Here is a 301-nt window from a genome sequence, read left to right as displayed (position 1 = left end):
GGTTGGGTTTGTAGTTTAGAAGTCTTCTGGCTAAACTTATAGAGGCGTACACATAGGTGTCATTTAGCTTTTCGTTAATATCAAAAATACCAACATTAACGGCTCTTACGGTATTAAAGGCGTTTTTGGTAGAAGTTACTTGTCCTTTTCCAGGTTTTGGTACATATATGTTGATGCCTTTTGTGTAATCTAAAACACCAAAAGACAGATTTTGAGACACACCCCAACCAGCCACCACTTGATTGGTTTTTTGCTCGAGCCAATTACCGTAGCGAACTACAGAATCGATACTACTTACTTT

Annotated in this window: 1 protein-coding gene; it reads right to left on the bottom strand. The window is 38.2% G+C overall.

Features of this window, described 5'->3' with window-relative positions:
* Positions 1–301 (bottom strand): hypothetical protein (locus H4O21_RS28965; protein ID WP_220495937.1); only part of this gene is annotated, 301 nt, incomplete at both ends.

It is taken from the genome of Oceanospirillum sediminis, from assembly GCF_014164585.1.
GTDB lineage: Bacteria > Pseudomonadota > Gammaproteobacteria > Pseudomonadales > Halomonadaceae > Oceanospirillum > Oceanospirillum sediminis.
The sequence above is the reverse complement of the archived record's forward strand: the minus strand, read 5'-3'. Positions and strand labels throughout refer to the sequence as shown.